The sequence below is a fragment of the Variovorax humicola genome, assembly GCF_037889915.1.
GTDB lineage: Bacteria > Pseudomonadota > Gammaproteobacteria > Burkholderiales > Burkholderiaceae_C > Variovorax > Variovorax humicola.
Genome location: NZ_JBBKZV010000007.1, coordinates 1 through 14,318, shown reverse-complemented (window position 1 = coordinate 14,318; position 14,318 = coordinate 1). Strand labels below are relative to the sequence as shown.

The 14,318-nt window shown below is 57.5% G+C and carries 16 protein-coding genes and 1 pseudogene; 6 read left to right on the top strand and 11 right to left on the bottom strand.

What is annotated here, in order from left to right:
* Nucleotides 1-19 precede the first annotated feature (19 nt).
* Both WKW80_RS14115 and gcvA read right to left on the bottom strand, forming a co-directional pair.
* On the bottom strand, nucleotides 20-925 hold the full coding sequence (locus WKW80_RS14115; protein ID WP_340364201.1) for an SMP-30/gluconolactonase/LRE family protein: 906 nt from the start codon (nucleotides 923-925) through the stop codon (nucleotides 20-22).
* A 196-nt stretch (nucleotides 926-1,121) separates the two neighbouring features.
* A complete protein-coding gene (gene gcvA / locus WKW80_RS14110) occupies nucleotides 1,122-2,018 on the bottom strand; it encodes a transcriptional regulator GcvA (RefSeq protein WP_340364200.1) in 897 nt (298 codons plus the stop codon).
* A 101-nt stretch (nucleotides 2,019-2,119) separates the two neighbouring features.
* On the opposite strand from gcvA, the gene WKW80_RS14105 reads away from it, so the two are divergent.
* The 4 genes from WKW80_RS14105 to leuB are packed head-to-tail and all read left to right on the top strand — an operon-like array spanning nucleotide 2,120 to nucleotide 6,319.
* Nucleotides 2,120-3,100: a Bug family tripartite tricarboxylate transporter substrate binding protein gene (locus WKW80_RS14105; RefSeq protein ID WP_340364199.1), complete on the top strand. Its 981-nt coding sequence runs from the start codon at nucleotides 2,120-2,122 to the stop codon at nucleotides 3,098-3,100.
* A 23-nt stretch (nucleotides 3,101-3,123) separates the two neighbouring features.
* On the top strand, nucleotides 3,124-4,563 hold the full coding sequence (gene leuC, locus WKW80_RS14100) for a 3-isopropylmalate dehydratase large subunit (protein ID WP_340364198.1): 1,440 nt from the start codon (nucleotides 3,124-3,126) through the stop codon (nucleotides 4,561-4,563).
* A gap of 21 nt (nucleotides 4,564-4,584) precedes the next feature.
* Entirely contained in the window at nucleotides 4,585-5,193 is a 609-nt protein-coding gene (gene leuD, locus WKW80_RS14095; protein ID WP_340364197.1) for a 3-isopropylmalate dehydratase small subunit, read from the top strand.
* Nucleotides 5,194-5,212: 19 nt separating this feature from the next.
* Nucleotides 5,213-6,319 (top strand): 3-isopropylmalate dehydrogenase, encoded by a 1,107-nt coding sequence (gene leuB / locus WKW80_RS14090; protein ID WP_340364196.1) that lies wholly within the window; start codon nucleotides 5,213-5,215, stop codon nucleotides 6,317-6,319.
* Nucleotides 6,320-6,334: 15 nt separating this feature from the next.
* On the opposite strand, the gene WKW80_RS14085 is transcribed toward leuB, so the two are convergent.
* The 5 genes from WKW80_RS14085 to WKW80_RS14065 form a co-directional block, all read right to left on the bottom strand.
* Entirely contained in the window at nucleotides 6,335-6,508 is a 174-nt protein-coding gene (locus WKW80_RS14085) for a hypothetical protein (RefSeq protein WP_340364195.1), read from the bottom strand.
* Nucleotides 6,509-6,571: 63 nt separating this feature from the next.
* The gene (locus WKW80_RS14080; RefSeq protein ID WP_340364194.1) at nucleotides 6,572-7,150 is read right to left on the bottom strand and encodes a hypothetical protein; all 579 of its coding nucleotides are present in this window, start codon (nucleotides 7,148-7,150) and stop codon (nucleotides 6,572-6,574) included.
* A gap of 505 nt (nucleotides 7,151-7,655) precedes the next feature.
* Nucleotides 7,656-8,165 carry a hypothetical protein gene (locus WKW80_RS14075; protein ID WP_340364193.1) on the bottom strand — a complete coding sequence of 170 codons (510 nt, stop codon included), beginning with the start codon at nucleotides 8,163-8,165 and terminating at the stop codon, nucleotides 7,656-7,658.
* A 4-nt stretch (nucleotides 8,166-8,169) separates the two neighbouring features.
* Complete coding sequence (locus WKW80_RS14070) at nucleotides 8,170-8,340, bottom strand: hypothetical protein (RefSeq protein WP_340364192.1); 171 nt, start codon at nucleotides 8,338-8,340, stop codon at nucleotides 8,170-8,172.
* The gene (locus WKW80_RS14065) at nucleotides 8,306-8,779 is read right to left on the bottom strand and encodes a hypothetical protein (RefSeq protein WP_340364191.1); all 474 of its coding nucleotides are present in this window, start codon (nucleotides 8,777-8,779) and stop codon (nucleotides 8,306-8,308) included. The genes WKW80_RS14070 and WKW80_RS14065 overlap by 35 nt, the downstream gene beginning before the upstream one ends.
* Nucleotides 8,780-8,879: 100 nt before the next feature.
* On the opposite strand from WKW80_RS14065, the gene WKW80_RS14060 reads away from it, so the two are divergent.
* Nucleotides 8,880-9,029: a hypothetical protein gene (locus WKW80_RS14060; RefSeq protein WP_340364190.1), complete on the top strand. Its 150-nt coding sequence runs from the start codon at nucleotides 8,880-8,882 to the stop codon at nucleotides 9,027-9,029.
* 108 nt (nucleotides 9,030-9,137) lie between these two features.
* Here WKW80_RS14060 and WKW80_RS14055 read toward each other — a convergent pair whose 3' ends face one another.
* Nucleotides 9,138-9,809, bottom strand: coding sequence for a hypothetical protein (locus WKW80_RS14055; RefSeq protein WP_340364189.1), 672 nt, complete (start codon nucleotides 9,807-9,809; stop codon nucleotides 9,138-9,140).
* Nucleotides 9,810-9,952: 143 nt separating this feature from the next.
* Here WKW80_RS14055 and WKW80_RS14050 point away from each other — a divergent pair, with 143 nt between their 5' ends.
* Nucleotides 9,953-10,321 (top strand): hypothetical protein, encoded by a 369-nt coding sequence (locus tag WKW80_RS14050; protein ID WP_340364188.1) that lies wholly within the window; start codon nucleotides 9,953-9,955, stop codon nucleotides 10,319-10,321.
* A 955-nt stretch (nucleotides 10,322-11,276) separates the two neighbouring features.
* Here WKW80_RS14050 and WKW80_RS14045 read toward each other — a convergent pair.
* The 3 genes and pseudogenes from WKW80_RS14045 to WKW80_RS14035 all read right to left on the bottom strand — a co-directional run.
* Entirely contained in the window at nucleotides 11,277-11,585 is a 309-nt protein-coding gene (locus tag WKW80_RS14045) for a hypothetical protein (protein WP_340364187.1), read from the bottom strand.
* Between the two features lie 112 nt (nucleotides 11,586-11,697).
* Nucleotides 11,698-12,279 carry a hypothetical protein gene (locus WKW80_RS14040; protein WP_340364186.1) on the bottom strand — a complete coding sequence of 194 codons (582 nt, stop codon included), beginning with the start codon at nucleotides 12,277-12,279 and terminating at the stop codon, nucleotides 11,698-11,700.
* Nucleotides 12,276-14,318, bottom strand: a pseudogene (locus tag WKW80_RS14035) (hypothetical protein); the annotation flags it as partial. The gene WKW80_RS14040 and the pseudogene WKW80_RS14035, both read right to left, overlap by 4 nt.

Here is a 14,318-nt window from a genome sequence, read left to right as displayed (position 1 = left end):
GTCGCCGGGCCTGGCAACGCTATGCATTGAAATGGAGCCGCAGTCCCGCCTCGGGCCACGGCAGCGACACCAGTTGACCGGTTGCGGACAGCGTGACGTAGGCCGTCTTCAGGTCCGGGCCGCCAAAGCAGATGTTGGTGACGTAGATGTCCGGAAAGGTTTGCTGGCGCAACAGTTCGCCGCTCGGGGCGATGACCGAGATGGCCCCCGTGACCAAGGTCGCCACGCAGATCCGTCCTTCCGCGTCCAGCGCCAGGCTGTCGAAGCGCTGGAAGCCACCCAATCCGCAGACCAAGCGCCCGCCATGAGGCGATGGAAACGGATGCTTCCTGACCACGCCGGGTTCGACGATGTCGAAGGCCCACAGGCGTGCGGTCTCGGTCTCGGCCACATAGAGGACCCGGCCGTCCGGCGACAGGCCGATGCCATTCGGCGACAGCAGGGAGTAGGCGACCTCGACGATGTGCGAGCCGTCGGGCAGCGCGTAGTAGACCCCGCCGCTGTCCCGTGCGCGCGTATGCTTCTTGCCGAAATCCGTGAAGTAGAAGCCCCCTTGGGCATCGAAGACGATGTCGTTGGGTGAAGAAAGCCGGTGCCCATCGCAGTGGGTGTACAGCTGCGTGCTCGACCCGCTGGCGAGGTCGACGCGCAGGATGCTGCCGCCAATGTAATCAGGCGCCGGCCCGATGGAGGTGAAGCGGCCCGGCACATAGGCGCTGCCGCCGTTGTCGCAGACATAGAGCGCGCCGTCCGGCCCGATCGCGGCGCCGTTGGGACCACCACCGCATTCGGTGACCGTGTCGATACGCCCGTCGGGCATGACCCGGATGATCCTGCCCGCACGCATTTCGACCAGCACGACCGAACCGTCGCACAGGGCCACCGGCCCTTCAGGAAATTGCAGGCCATCGGCCAATATCTTCATGTGCTTTCGAGGTCTTTTGCGGAGCGGATTGCACCGAAAAAGCCTTGTCTCCTAATGACTTAGGCTCTGAAGATAGAGGATTGATCCCCGCAATTCAATCACAATTAACTCATGTGAGAAATGACTAAAAGTCATTGCAGGCAATTTGCAGGCAGCAAAAAGAAGCACGCCGCGAGCGCGGCGGTCTCCTGGGTACTCAGGACTCGCTGGCGGCCGCTTCCGCGGCGATCCAGCTTTCGAAATCGCGCACCCGCTGCGCGACCGGACGGTCCGCGCGCCAGGCCATGAAATAGCCGCCTTCCGTGGGCACGCGCAAATCGAAAGGTGCCACCAGGCGCCCGCTGGCCAGGTCATCGCGCACGAATGCGAGTACGCCTACCATCACCCCCAGCCCCTCGGCGGCCGCCTGGTAGGCCATGGCCGCGTTCTCGAATTTCAGGCCGCGCCGGGTGTCGACGCCTTGGACGCCCGCGGCCTCCAGCCACGCCTGCCAGTCGTGTGGCCGGTTGAGCGAGCTCAGCAGCGCCTGATGGGCCAGGTCGGCCGGTTGGGCCAGCGGGGGTTCGCGCTGCAGCAGGGCCGGCGCACACACTGGCAACAGTGTTTCGCGGAACAGCAGGCGGTAGCCCTGCCCGACGGGTGGGCTCGGCTCGGAATGGATGCTCACATCGATGTCGTCCCGTTCGAAGTCCGCAGGCTTGTGCGAGGTGGTGATTTGCACATCGATGCGCGGATACATCGCATGGAAGCGCGCCAGTCGCGGAATCAGCCAGCGGATGGCGAAGGTGGGTGGCAGCTTGATGCGCAGCAGCCATTCGTCGGGGCTTTGCTGAAGCTGACGGGTGCCATGCTCGATCTGGTCCAGCGCCACCCGCATGCTGGCGAAATAGCTCTCGCCGCCGGGCGTCAGCCGGATTCCGTGGCGCCCGCGCTCGAACAGCTTCACGGAGAGCCAGTCCTCCAGCGTGGCGATATGCCGGCTGACCGCCCCCTGCGTGACGAACAGCTCTTGTGCTGCGCGCGTGAAGTTGCCGCAGCGTGCCGCTGCTTCGAAGGCGCGCAAGGCGTTGAGGGGAGGCAGTCGACGTGTCATTTGGAATGAATTTTACTCATGCCTGCATGCCTTTATTGTGATTGCTTCCCAAGCGTTGCGGCAAATAACATTGGGGCCATTACAGAGACAGGAGACAAACCATGATGAAGAAATTGCATGCCTGCCTGGTGGCGACGGTGTTACTCGGATCGCACGCGGCGGCGTCGGCCGATGACCCGGCGGCCCGCTACCCGAGCCAGCCCGTCAAGCTGATGGTGCCGTGGCCTCCCGGTGGTGGTGTCGACACCATGGCGAGGCTCGTCGCCGATGGACTTGGCCATCGTCTGGGCCAGCCTTTCGTGGTGGACAACCGCGCCGGCGCCGGCGGCAACATCGGCACCGAGGTTGCGGCGCGCCAGAGAGCCGATGGCTACAACCTCCTGATGTCCTCGATCAGCCCCAACGCGGTGAACATCAGCCTGTACAGCAAGCTGGGTTTCGACCCTGTCAAGGACTTCGAGCCGATTGTCTATGTCTCGTCCGTTCCCAATATCCTGGTCGTGCCGGCCGATTCGCCGTTCAAGACGGTCAAGGACGTGATCGACGCGGCCCGCGCAAGTCCGGGCAAGCTCAACTACGGCTCGGCAGGTATCGGTTCGTCGCAGCATCTTGCGGCCGTGCAGTTCGCGATGGCGGCGAAGGTCGACATCGTCCATGTGCCGTACAAGGGCACGGCGCCGGCCGAGGCCGACCTGGTGTCGGGCCAGATCTCGCTGATGCTCGACACCACGACCTGCCTGCCTTTTGTCGCGGGTGGCCGCATGCGTGCGCTGGCCGTGGCGTCCAAGGCCCGCAACCCCGCCTTGCCAGACGTGCCCACCTTCGATGAAGCGGGCCTGAAAGGTGTCTATGCCGCGTCTTGGTACGGGCTCTCGGCACCGGCCGGAACCCCGCGCGCGATCATCGACAAGCTCAATGCCGAGGCCAACCTGGTGCTGAAGTCACCCGAGCTGCAAAAGCGGATGCTGACGTTCGGCGCCGAGATCGGCGGCGGCACGCCCGAGGAGTACGGCCGCTTCATGGCGAGCGAAACCAGCCGCTACGCGGAGATCGTGCGCATCTCCGGCGTCAAGCTCGACTGACCTCATTTCCTGCCGAAGCCTCCATGCCATCTTCATCCTTTGCCGCGACGCCGATGCCGCGCACGCTCTTCGACAAGATCTGGCAGCCGCACGTGGTCATGCAGCGCGACGACGGGCAGAGCCTGCTGTACGTTGACCGCCACCTGGTGCAGGACGGCTCCGCGCCGGCTTTCGAGATGCTGCGCCAGCGTGGCCTCGCGGTGCGCCGGCCGGACCGCGCCTTTGCCACGCCCGATCACTACGTGCCTACCGGCTCGCGCGAACTGGCCGACATCGCCGACCCCGAGAAGCGCGCGATGGCGCAGGCCCTGCGCGACGACAGCGCGGCCTCCGGCATCCGCTTCTTCGGCCTCGACGACATACGCCAGGGCATCGTGCACGTGGTGGGACCGGAGCAGGGCCTGAGCCTGCCGGGCAGCGTGATCGTCTGCGGCGACAGCCACACCGCCACGCACGGCGCGATGGGGGCGCTGGCTTTCGGTATCGGCGCATCCGAGGTGGCGCATGTGCTGGCCACGCAGACCATCTGGCAGCGCAAGCCGCGCACGATGCGCGTCGTCGTCGACGGGCGGTTGTCCGAGGGCGTCTCGGCCAAGGACATCATCCTGGCGGTCATCGCGCGCATCGGCGCGGCGGGCGGCACCGGCCATGTGATCGAGTACGCGGGCGAGGCGATCCGCGCGCTCTCGATGGCAGGCCGCATGACCGTGTGCAACATGTCCATCGAAGCCGGTGCGCGCGCCGGCATGGTCGCGCCCGACGACACCACCTTCGAGTGGCTGGCTGGCCGTCCGGATGCGCCGCAGGGCGCCGCATGGGACGCATCGCTGGCGCGCTGGCGGCGCTTGCCCGGCGACGATGGCGCCGGCTTCGACAGGGAAGTGCGACTGGAGGCCGGCGACATCGCGCCGATGGTCACGTGGGGCAACAGTCCCGAGGACGTGTTGCCGATCACCGGCCACGTGCCCGACCCGTCCGATGCCACGAACGCGGAGCGCCGCGAGGCAATGCAGCGCACGCTGGCCTATATGGGCCTGCGGCCCGGGCAGCCGCTCACGGACCTGGCGGTGGACCGCGTCTTCATCGGCTCCTGTACCAACGGCCGCATCGAGGACATGCGCAGCGCTGCGGAAGTGGTGCGCGGACGGCGCGTGGCCGACGGTGTCGAGGCCTGGGTCGTGCCCGGCTCGGGCCTGGTGAAGCAGCAGGCCGAGGCCGAGGGGCTCGATGCCGTGTTTCGCGCCGCCGGCCTCCAGTGGCGGCATGCCGGCTGCTCCATGTGCCTCGGCACCAACGGCGACCAGGTGCCCCGGGGCCAGCGCTGCGCCTCGACCTCCAATCGCAACTTCGTCGGCCGCCAGGGGCCGGGTTCGCGCACGCACCTGCTGAGCCCCGCGATGGCCGCGGCGGCTGCCGTCACGGGCCGGTTGACCGACGTGAGAGAACTTCTCTCCCCGCGCTGACTACACGGAATTGCCACGACCATGGAAGCTTTCACACGACTCGACGCGGTGGCGGTACCGCTGGCCCGGTCGAACGTCGACACCGACCAGATCGTGCCCGCGCTCTACCTGCAGAAGCCGCGCTCCGACAACTTCGGCGACTATCTTTTTCATGACGTGCGGCGCGACACGCATGGCATGCGCCGCATCGATTTTGTGCTGAACGACCCGGCATACGTGCAGGCGCGCATCCTGGTGGCCGGGCACAACTTCGGCTGCGGCTCATCGCGCGAGCATGCGGTCTGGGCCTTGCACGACGGCGGCTTCCGGGTTGTCATCGCGCCCAGCTTTGGCGACATCTTCCACGGCAACGCATTGAAGAACGGGCTGCTGCCGATCCGTCTGCCCGAGGCGGTGGTGCTGGAAATGCTGGCGGACCTGCTCGCGGCGCCGGGTACACACCTGCAGGTGGACCTGCGGGCACAGACCGTCACCGGCCCGCGTGGGCACGCCGAGCCATTCTCCATCGATCCCTTCCCGCGCCATTGCCTGCTGGAGGGGCTGGACGAGATCGACTACACGCTGGCGCAACGCGCATCCATCGAAGCGTTCGAGCAAGCCCACGAGGCCGGCCAGGCTCTTTGCAGGTAAATACAGAAAGGTTTTGACAATGAAGATTGCAGTGATGCCCGGCGACGGGATTGGCCCGGAGGTCACGGCGCAGGCCGTGAAAGTGCTCAAGGCCGTGGTGGGCGACGCGCGGCCCCTCGAGTTGGTGGAGGCGGCGATCGGGCAGGCCGGCATCGATGCCGCCGGCGATCCGCTGCCCGCCGCCACGAGCGAGATCGCGCGCAAGGCCGATGCCATCCTGTTCGGCTCGGCGGGCATGCCGGGTGACGAGGCCATCCCATTCATGATGCGGCCGGGCGCCAGCCTGCTGCGCCTGCGCAAGGAACTGGGCCTGTTCGCCAACTTCCGCCCGGCCTTCCTGTTCCCCGAACTGATCGGCGCCTCCACCCTCAAGCCGGAAGTGGTGGACGGGCTGGACCTGATGATCCTGCGCGAACTCACCGGCGACGTCTACTTCGGCGAGCCGCGCGGAAGCGGCGTCAACGCCAACGGCGAGCGCGAGGCGTTCAACACCATGCGCTACGCGGAATCCGAAATCGAGCGTATCGCGCACGTGGCCTTCCGCACCGCGCGCACGCGCAGCGGCAAACTGTGCTCGGTCGACAAGGCCAACGTACTCGAGGTCATGCAGTTGTGGCGCGAGGTGGTCACGCGCGTGGGGCTGGACTATCCCGACGTCGAACTCACGCATCTTTTCGTCGATGCGGCGGCCATGCAACTGATGCGCGCGCCCAGGCAGTTCGACGTGATCGTCACCGGCAACATCTTCGGCGACATCCTCTCCGACGCAGCCGCGATGCTCACCGGCTCCATCGGCATGCTGCCGTCGGCGTCGATGGCGGCCGGCAGCTTCGGGCTGTACGAACCCGTGCATGGCACCGCGCCCGACATCGCGGGGAAGAACCTCGCGAATCCGTTGGCGTCCATTTTGTCGATGGCGATGATGCTGCGCCAATCATTCGATCAGGCCGGCAATGCCAATCGGGTGGAGCGCGCCGTGCGGCGTGTGCTGGCCGACGGGCTGCGCACCGGCGACATCTTCCAGCCGGGGTGCCACCGCGTGGGCACCGAGGAAATGGGCGATGCCGTGGTGGCGGCGCTCGACGCGCAAGAGGCGTTGGCCGGCCTGCGAATGGCAGTGAATTGACCGATCGACAAGCGGTCAGGCGCCGCTTGCGACAGGCATCGCCGGATTGCCGCTCCAGCGCGACGAGGGCGGAATGCTCTCGCCCTTCATCACCAGCGTCAGCGGCCCCAGTTGCGCGCCGTCATGCACGACAGCGCCGTACAGCACGATGCTGCGCGGCCCGATGTTCACGCGCGAGCCGATGTTCACGTGGGCGCCAACGTGGCCAAGCCTCCGTCGAAATATGGATTGCCTCACCCGGTTGTTAATTGTTTATGGAAAACCTATTGAAATACCACTCAGAATTTTGATTTTTTCATTTCTGGAGATGATGTCTTTATTTTTTACGTTATCTCTCAGAACAATATCGATATAAAGAAGATCTCGTTCCGAGAGGAAAGCGAAAGCGGAAAGACAGGTTCCAGTAGCTCTGTATATTTGATTTTTGTAGATGTCACAATCGTTTTCCGAAAAATAGCCTGGTTTGCCTATTTCTCTCCAAATTTTCATTGGGTACACGGCGAGTGACGTTGCTGCGTAATACAAGGCACTGCTTTCTTGCGGGTGAGCGATTTCAGCCGACGAGAAAAACCCCAATTCATTCAAAACGTCTGAATTTGAATCTAAGTTTTTAAAAATACATGCCAATCCTATTGGCTTCTTACGAAGATTGCGTAACTCTACACAATCTGCGCTTGCAAAGAGTGACGGGGCTTCGAACGACTTTTTTCTTGCGGAAATTGAAGGTGGCAAGGATATGGTTAGATAGTCTCGAAAAGACGCAATTTTGCTATCGCCAGCAAAAACCGGCGGGCTCAGGAAGAAAAGAAGAAGGTATAGAATTGTCTTCACTCAAACATCATCCATCAAAATAATTCCAAATTTCGCAAAACAAAAGAAAATCCGTAAAGTAACTTATTTGTACGGCGAGTCTTTTTGTGCCATTGAAGACATGGCAGGTTCTCATGGGGCGGGAGCGAAATGTTTTTCAATAGCGAAGGATTGCATCTTTCCGAAAGGAAAAAACAAACTGAAGCCTCTTTTAAGTACCTGGGAGATCTCCTTTGAAGCTCACAACTTGGCTTTTTGCTTTGACCGCTGAGACATTTCCTAATTTCGCTGAAGAAGGACTTGACACGTTGGGTAACCGAATGATGTGCTTTTATTAGTTTTTATGTTTTTAATTTTTTCAATTTGATTGAACGAAATAAATTTTCAATCGCATTGAGATTATCGTTGGCCATTTTGTCATTCACCTTTATTAAAGGTGATTTGTAAGATGCGGATAATTTATTTTTTCTAAAAAAAGAAAAGCTTTTCTCTAGATATTCGTCTTGCGCGATGCCGCTTTTGTAAATTATACAATATCGCCGTCGCGATTCTTCCAATGACGAATATTTGCAGTTGGCTCTATTGACTCAATTCCGGATTGCTCCAGCAATTTTGACATCTTTCTTTGATAGACAGGCCATTCGTTCACAGCGAACAAGAATCTATTTCTATCGAAATAATATTTCCCTCTTGAACGACGATATTTTACAAAATCATATATTGGGCCAGGAGGGTCAGTTTGATCTTTTCCGATGTAGAGGTGAGTGTTCAACAATTGGGAGGGTTGCTCTTTGCCGTCGGTGCTTAGAATCTGTAAATCCACAATAAGCAACGGGGATTTTGACGTTTTCCAACGACGGCATGCGTCATCGTCAGCCGAGGCTTTTATTTTTTCTTCATCAAAACCTTCCGCATTGAATGTAATCACATTACACAAGCTAATAAATCTTTTGCCTTCTGCCTTTGAGTGAAGGACGAAAGTTGGACTAAAAATTAAAATAAAGGTGAAAAATAATTTCCGTGAAAGTACGTTCATGACATCACATTGAAATCGATGTAAATTTGAACCTTATGCTCGGATCACGCAGCCATTGGTAACGCGCCTCCACGGTGCCTTGCTCCCACTCGCTGGGGAAATGGCAGATCGCGCGGCGCAGCTTCTTGCGCACGCTTTCTTCACCGAGCCGCCGACCCAGCGCCTTGGGCTTCATGCGCTCCGCATTGGCCGGGTCCGGGTCGCGTATCCAGCGCTTCATGTTCACTGAATTCGCAGCGCTGGTCATTGGGGCTGGTTTCGTCCTCGAAGCAGTTCCAGCCCATGACGTCGAGGAAGTCCGCGTCGCTGAACTTGCAACTGCCCGCCGCGTTCAGGTCGGCCCACACTTCGCCGGAGGCGCTGGGGATCTTGCGCCAGTGCGCTGCGTTGGCCGGCAGCGGGTCGGGGCCCAGGTTGCGGCCGAAGCGCAGCAGTTCGTACCAGCCGCTGGGGCTGCTGCCTTGCGAGTTCGCGCCCAGGCTGTTGTGGCGCCGGTTGGCTTCGGCGTAGAGGTCGTACTCGAAATTGGCATCCGACCCCTCCATGCCGATGTCCACTCCCAGGGCGTCGTAACTCTTCAGATAAGCCTTGCCCTTGTCATAGCGGATGGACACCCATTGCGCCACGCCAAGGGTGGTGGTTGTGCTGGCCGCTCGCAGGTGGCTGGTGGGGTTGGCTGCGCTGGTGGGCGTCGCGGCCGGCAGGTAGACGACGATGTCGCCGAAGACGCTGTCGGTGCGGCCATCGGCGGTGGGGGCGACCGGCGGTTCGATTTCGCTCCAGCACGGCTGGCGTCCGATGATCGTCCGGGCATTGGCTTCGTCGCAGCAGATCTCGAAGTGGATCTGGCCGGCGTGGCTGTAGATCCGTCCGGGACTGCCCAGTTCGTCCTTGCGGTAGATGCGCTCTCAGGTCTTCCACTGAGCGTTCGTCTGGGGGTTCCTGGCAATGGCGCTCAGATAGATGTCACGCCTATTGAAAAAGTGCATTGCACTTTTTCCCAATATCTTCAATCCCATCTCTTTCAAAAATCACACGTTTACCTCCGTCGATCTTCCATACCCCCGGGAACGCATCAGGAGAGCAATCGGGGGCGCCCCCTACTGAAACATATCGACCGTCCCGAGAAATTATGGGGGGCTTAATTTCACTAAAAGAAAATCCGTATTTTTGAAGGAGGCTTAATCTTCCTCCAACTCTATACGCCCCGGGTAATTTAAATAAATTTTTATCTGATTTTATTTTTGAGACGGTTGCCAAAAATGACAACGGAGTCAACCCGACGACGTCCAGTGATATGTAAATGCCAGAAGATAAATTTATGTCAGCGAGCAATCCCGCCTTGGGGGCCACACGTAACGGCTTTAATCGCTTTGCCTCGCATTTTTTGATATCCGCCACTGCCAAATACTCCGCATTGTCAAGCAATACAGCGGACCGATCAAAACTTAGTCTCACGGCTTTGTACTTTGGCGCGTTCTTCGAATCACTACCCTTCAGTCGACATTGATGACTTTCTGATTTGTTTGATTTTAGGTTGACAAAATTTCCGTCGTTACTGATAGAAACTTCTTCATGTGCAGAAGCATGCGCATTAATCAACGCAATAAAAAAGCACAAAGCAAAAAACGATTTAAAGTTCATAACGAAATATTTTTCGCACTCTTCGTATATGAAAGGCGCCGGTCCTCGTCGATGTATCCGCCATTGATGGCAAATGTGACTGCGCGAGAAATATTTTTCTCATTTTTAAATTCTTCGAGCGATTGATCTGTGTAGAACGCACCATGATCAAATGGCTTTCAGGCCGCGCCCTTGTTGTCATAGCGGATGGACACCCATTGAGCCGCGCCAAGGGTGTTGGTGCTGGCCGCACGCAGGTGGCTCGTGGGGTTGGCTGCGGTGGTGGGCGTTGTGCTCGGCAGGGAGCCGACGATGTCGCCGAAGACGCTGTCGAACAGGGTTCGTTACTCAACGTGCAAGTCCTCCTGCAGCGAAGCTATTTCCCTCTCACATTCGGAAATTTATCGACTCGTTTTGGCTTACTCCCGACACTTTTGCCTACATCGATCAATCATATATATGCTCGCAAGGTATTTTTTTGCGAACCACAAGGTGTCGCCTATTTTTTAGCAAAAAACATCGAAATGGCATAAAAGACCCGAACTTCGATTGTGCTCTTAATTGAATTAGTTTTGCGGGAAATCCAATCTCGGGAGCAATGAATGCATCGAGTTGCATGAAAGATTTTCCTTGAAATCTGACATCACTTGCGGCGGGTAAAAATGCACGCAGACAAGTTTGAGCATTGTTCCTTTCCAATAAATACCACGCGTAGTTCTTTGACGCCGTCCGATCCATAATCCAAATCCATGCCCCTTTACTGGTCTTGGCAATATTTGGATCATCCAACCCGCCGAGGGTCTTTTGCATAAAGGAGTCTGCGCTTTCGAAACACATACCAAGCGAGTCAATCTCAAACGGTGACGTTGTCGCCGAATTTGATGCACCCGCATTTAACGCGATCGTCAAACCGAGTAGAAGATTAAGGGATTTGGGGAGCATGGTTAACTTGAATGCTTCGTGTATTGGGAGGGTTGCCCGGAGGAAAGGTCCCGACAAGCTGGGGGGTCAAGGGTGGATAGCTCCACGTTTCGCCGGAAATATGCCGCGGCTCATCTCCAAGGATGTTGGTGAGATAGCGCGCAAATTGATGGCGTTCATCGTACCCGTTGCCTCCACCATTGACTAACCACGACACGAACCCAACATATCTGGGCGCGAGACCATAATCCGTAACTCTTGTGATATTCCCTGTCCCCCGAAAGGGTTTGGTAACTCAGTAATATCCGCCGGAATCCGCGCTTGCGTAATTGGCCGGGTCCGGGTCGCGTATCCAACGCTGCATTCGCTGAATCGCAGCGCTGGTCATTGGGGCTGGTGTCATCCTCAAAGGGGTTCCCGCTCAATCGCTGGGACTTGGACGCTTCCACTATCTATTCCAAGAACAATTTCCTTTTCCCGCGTAGGCTTCAAAATCGTCGCCAAAACTCAATTTGCGGCCAAATTTGTTTGAATAAACCAATTCTCCGACAATTCCGCCTTGGGTCGTCAAAAAATATCTCCCATTTTCTTTCCTCCGATCAATTCAATCCATTGACTCCGAATAACAGCTGGGATTCTAGTGCCCCCATGGAGAATCATTGTTGATTTTACCAATTTTATTGGAATTGACGCCTTCTCTCCCCTATATAACACAGTACCTTCTTCAAAACCATCGTTGATAGCCATCTCCACTTGAATTTCTTTCATTCGATGATATGTTTTAAAGCAAAGAAATTTCGCGGCGCGAGCAGAGATTGCGACTGCGCTCAAGGAAAGGGCAATCCAAAGTTTGGAAAAATCTTTGACTCTAGACATCTGCTCTACATTTTTCTGAATGAAGGGCTGCGAATTCGTCGAGAAGGATGTAGTGATCGGCTTTGAAGCGTAAGCGCGTCATGCAGGCTGTGATCTGCAACTCGGCAGAGATTCACTGAAACTCAATGCTACGGATAATCTTCGTGACATAAGGTGTCAAGTCTCCTTTTTTTCCATTCTTAAGAAAACCTACCGATCCATTTCCACACACTGCCTTGTTCAGATGAACTAAGCAAAAATACAATTTCTTTTCTCTAAATTTATACTCTCCAGTGAAATCTGCAACAGTTACCATCCAGCCGCGACTATTGTGATTTTCCAAGAGAGAGAATTTCGTGAAACTCTCTCTTTGTTTTTTATCCTCATTGCTGATAAAGTTGACATTCCAGGTATTTCTTTCGGGGTCGTATTGTGCCCATCCCGAATTCACAAGATCATCATTGCCTGGCAAACACTCAAGAGTCAACGGAAATGATGTACGATAATACGTCGCATCATCGAGTTTGCCGAAATGTGAATCTAAAAAATTCAATTTACATGAAACAAAATGTTTGTCGTTGTTTGCCGCAATCTCCAAAACGCGGTTTCGCCTGCCTTGCGTGATTAAAGGATCGAACTGCGCTGAAATGGCAGCGAAATTGAGCGCTGTCAGAGTGAGGAAAAAAATAAGATTGAAATGAAATTTTTTTATCATGATTGATTTCTCGGAACGTGCCCATCTGGAAACCATAAAGATAGTTGAGCGGCTTGATCCTCAAAGCGAATCTCCGTCAAAACAGCCAGGGCATAACCGTAAGCCACACATCTCGCATCAAATCCATTAATTCCGCTATAATTCTTCCGATTGACGGCTCCAGGCAAATTTACGGTAGCTGAGGCTCTCCAGAAACTTTGGCTGCGATAATAGATTTTCCCTCCCCTATCCGTTTGAATTGCGATCCTTTCAAGAATGTGTGGCGCATCAGCCTCTCTAGACATATCGTTTTTGACCCAGTAATAGCCTGCGCTGTCCGCTGGTGCGCGCAAGTCTTCAGCACCTAAAACTGGCTTGGTGCCCGCTTCCATCTGCGTTCGCCAATCCTTCATTTCCTGAGTCAATGCCGGGAAATGGATATCCTGCAACCCAGAATTACTACGTGAAACAGATACTGTCGAAGCAATGCGCTGGTAGGCGGTGACCATCGCGGTACGCAAGTTTTCCGGCACGACACGACCGCGATAGCACCAATAGTCCACGTAATTTCCAGGGTTGGTCAATTGAAGAAAGCCACGACCTTGCCATGGCGCGTACCAAAGATTGGCTCCGCCGATTTCCGCTAGACGACCGAACCACATAGTCTCTTGTATTGCGTTGCCGAAAAATGTGGCGGCTCGAAACGGAGAGGCCATTCCCCACTTTCGCATAGCTCGGTTTAGGGGAAGGCGGTGGTCTCGGGCCACTGGATTGGTCTTGAAGTTGGCATTGACAGCAGGTACTGGCTCCCACAAGTTCACTCCTTTTGAGCTTCGCATTGCGTGCTGTGGCAGTAGCTGCTGAAATTCACTTTCACTCAACCACCCACACCGCCGCATAACCGTGATGAACTCCACCGGATGAAACCGCCACTTCGCCGCGAGATAGCCGGATGGCAAGTCCGTAAAGGTCGTTGACTTGCAGTGCCTCACAAAGCGCTGCCAGTTCTTGTCATCATCCAGCCCGTAGGGGTTGCTCGGATCACGCAGCCATTGGTAGCGCGCTTCCACGGTGCCTTGCTCCCATTCGCTGGGGAAATTGCAGATCGCGCGGCGCAGCTTCTTGCGCACGCTCTCTTCTCCGAGCCGCCGCCCCAGCGCCTTGGGCTTCATGCGCTCCGCATTGGCCGGGTCCGGGTCGCGTATCCAGCGTTTCATGTTGACCGAGTCGCAGCGCTGGTCGTTGGGGCTGGTGTCGTCCTCGAAGCAGTTCCAGCCCATGACGTCGAGGAAGTCCGCGTCGCTGAACTTGCAACTGCCTGCCGCGTTCAGGTCGGCCCACACTTCGCCGGAGGCGGTGGGGATCTTGCGCCAGTGGGCCGCGTTGGCCGGCAGCGGGTCGGGCCCCAGGTTGCGGCCGAAGCGCAGCAGTTCGTACCAGCCGCTGGGGCTGCTGCCTTGCGAGTTTGCGCCCAAGCTGTTGTGGCGCCGGTTGGCTTCGGCGTAGAGGTCGTATTCGAAATCATGGTCCGAGCGTTCGGTGCCGATGGGCATTCCCAGGGCGTCGTAACTTTTCAGATAGGCCTTGCCCTTGTCATAGCGGATGGACACCCATTGCGCCGCGCCGAGGGTGGTGGTGCTGGCCGTGCGCAAGTGGCTCGTGGGGTTGGCTGCGCTGGTGGGCGTGGTGGCCGGCAGGTAGACGACGACGTCGCCGAAGACGCTGTCGGTGCGGCCATCGGCAGTGGGGGCGACCGGTGGATCGATTTCGCTCCAGCACGGCTGGCGTCCGATGATCGTCCGGGCATTGGCTGCGTCGCAGCAGATCTCGAAGTGGATCTGGCCGGTGTGGCTGTAGATCCGCCCGGGGCTGCCCAGTTCGTCCTTGCGGTAGATGCGCTCGCCGGCCTTCCATGGTGCCTGCGTCTGGGGGTTCCTGGCGATGGCGCCCAGATGCATGTACAGGCTGTAGTACCTGATCGTGGTGGATCTGGACGCTGTGTCATTGCTCGCGCCGATCTCGGTTTCGTGCTCGATGATGAGCACGCCGTTGTCGGTCCA

Coding starts and splice junctions, on each gene's coding strand:
- WKW80_RS14115 (WP_340364201.1), bottom strand. CDS start 925: ATGAAGATATTGGCCGATGGCCTGCAATTTCCTGAAGGGCCGGTGGCC.
- gcvA (WP_340364200.1), bottom strand. CDS start 2,018: ATGACACGTCGACTGCCTCCCCTCAACGCCTTGCGCGCCTTCGAAGCA.
- WKW80_RS14105 (WP_340364199.1), top strand. CDS start 2,120: ATGATGAAGAAATTGCATGCCTGCCTGGTGGCGACGGTGTTACTCGGA.
- leuC (WP_340364198.1), top strand. CDS start 3,124: ATGCCATCTTCATCCTTTGCCGCGACGCCGATGCCGCGCACGCTCTTC.
- leuD (WP_340364197.1), top strand. CDS start 4,585: ATGGAAGCTTTCACACGACTCGACGCGGTGGCGGTACCGCTGGCCCGG.
- leuB (WP_340364196.1), top strand. CDS start 5,213: ATGAAGATTGCAGTGATGCCCGGCGACGGGATTGGCCCGGAGGTCACG.
- WKW80_RS14075 (WP_340364193.1), bottom strand. CDS start 8,165: ATGAACGTACTTTCACGGAAATTATTTTTCACCTTTATTTTAATTTTT.
- WKW80_RS14070 (WP_340364192.1), bottom strand. CDS start 8,340: ATGAAGCCCAAGGCGCTGGGTCGGCGGCTCGGTGAAGAAAGCGTGCGC.
- WKW80_RS14060 (WP_340364190.1), top strand. CDS start 8,880: ATGTCGCCGAAGACGCTGTCGGTGCGGCCATCGGCGGTGGGGGCGACC.
- WKW80_RS14055 (WP_340364189.1), bottom strand. CDS start 9,809: ATGAACTTTAAATCGTTTTTTGCTTTGTGCTTTTTTATTGCGTTGATT.
- WKW80_RS14050 (WP_340364188.1), top strand. CDS start 9,953: ATGATCAAATGGCTTTCAGGCCGCGCCCTTGTTGTCATAGCGGATGGA.
- WKW80_RS14045 (WP_340364187.1), bottom strand. CDS start 11,585: ATGTCTAGAGTCAAAGATTTTTCCAAACTTTGGATTGCCCTTTCCTTG.
- WKW80_RS14040 (WP_340364186.1), bottom strand. CDS start 12,279: ATGATAAAAAAATTTCATTTCAATCTTATTTTTTTCCTCACTCTGACA.